Genomic DNA, 1,873 nt, shown 5'->3' with positions numbered 1-1,873 from the left:
GCCTTGCCCGATCACCTGTATGCCGGCGGCCGCCAGCGCCTCCTTCAACGGATCGTATACCTGCCGCAGCATTCGATACGACGTAAACAGCACCAGCATCCGGCCCTTCGTTTCCTGCGCCGTTTCCGCCAGCGAGCGCACAAGCGCCCCGACGAACTCGGGATCGCCGGAAGCGCCCTTGAGGCCCGGGAAGTTGCGCGGAATGACGACGAGCGCCTGATCCCGGTAATTGAAGGGCGACTCCAGCTGCACCGCTGTCAGCCGGCCGGTCCGGTTCGCCTCTTCCAGGCCGAGCTGCTCACAGGCGAACTGGAACGACTTCTGCACCGACAACGTTGCCGAGGTCATCACCACGCTGCGCTTCACATCGAAGAAATATTGCTTCAATTGGCCGCTGACGTCTGCCGGAACGGCGAAGAGATGCACGGATCTGGCCTTATAAGTCGGATTGGCTTCCAACCAATATACCGTGCCGCCATCGTCCAGCCTGACGAAACCGTGCAGCTCGTCGCGAATCCGGGCCAGATCCTTGACGCTTCCGTTCATGTCCGTAAGCAGGCCCTGTAACGCCGCATCGTCGATCCGGTCCTTCACTTCCGAGGAGAGCTTCTCCAGCACCTTGACGATTTCATTCAGCCCCGCAAACACGTTGGCCTCCGCCGTCTGCACATAGGACCAGCCCTCCGGCGGCTTATCGCTTTTCATCCGGACGACCGGCTGGCCTGTCTCGGCGCCGTCCTTGACGGCCGCAGTCAGTCCGAACAGCAGCTCGAACATCTGGTCCCAATGCTCGCGCACTTCGCCGAACACGGGCACCGCGGCCTCGATCACCTCGGCCCAGGCCTGGGAGCGCTCATGCCCTTCGGCAAGCAGCCGCAGCTTGAGCTGATGAACCATCCCGGTCCGCGCGTCCTTGCACAGGCGCTGCAGCGGGTGCAGCAGGCCGAAATACGAAACCTGCATCCCCAGATGCTTGCCCGCCACCTCTTCCAAATGATGCGCCTCGTCCACGATCAGATGCTCGTACGACGGCAGCAGGCGGTGGTCGGCGCGGATATCCGTGAACAGCATCGAATGGTTCGTGATGACGACATCCGCCAGATTCGCCTCCTGCTTCGCTCGGTGGTAAAAGCACCGCTTGAACCATGGGCACTGCCGGTTCAGGCAGGAGTCGGTGTCGCTCGCCACCGTATCCCAGAAATCTCCGCCCCTGTTGCCGAGGTTCAGTTCCTCCTGATCGCCACGCTCCGTCTCACCAAGCCATACGATCATTTGGGCGGCGGTTATCCGGTCCTCTCCGGGCGACACGAAGTCCTGCATATTCACTTTGCCTTCGAATTTGCGCAGACACAGATAGTTGCCGCGTCCCTTAAACACAGCCGCTTTGAACGGCACCGGCAGCACCTGATGCAGCAGCGGCACGTCCCGCTCCCGCAATTGCTCCTGCAGGTTAATCGTATGCGTGCTGACGACTATCTTCTTGCCTTGCTGGATACCATAATAGAGAGCGGGAATGAGGTAGCCGAGAGACTTGCCGGTCCCTGTGCCCGCCTCGATCAGCAAATGCTTGTCGCTCTCCAGCGCATCGTATACTTCGCGGAACATCTGATTCTGCGGCTCGCGCGCTTCATAGCCTTGCACGAGCCGCTCGAATGAGTCTTTTATTTGACCTAGGTAGGTATCGAAGTCGATTGGCTTCAGCAGTTCCTCCGCATCGGCATCCTCGCAGCGCGGCGGTGTTTCTTCCGTCCAATCGTCAACCTTGAGCGCGAATTGGCGAAAATAAGCGTAATTGTCCGTGTCAGGCGACGTCTCTCGTTCCTTGTGCGCCACGGCTTGTCGGACGATCCAGCCAAGATCGTCCTGCATCTCG

Annotated in this window: 1 protein-coding gene; it reads right to left on the bottom strand. The window is 60.2% G+C overall.

Annotation, left to right across the window (positions count from 1 at the left end; genetic code table 11):
- On the bottom strand, positions 1 to 1,873 hold a 1,873-nt coding region (locus tag BG52_RS08405; RefSeq protein WP_190287504.1), incomplete at both ends, for a DEAD/DEAH box helicase.

The sequence above is a fragment of the Paenibacillus darwinianus genome (assembly GCF_000598065.1).
GTDB classification, from domain to species: Bacteria; Bacillota; Bacilli; order Paenibacillales; family Paenibacillaceae; genus Paenibacillus_I; species Paenibacillus_I darwinianus.
This window is presented reverse-complemented; position numbering and strand designations above follow the sequence as displayed.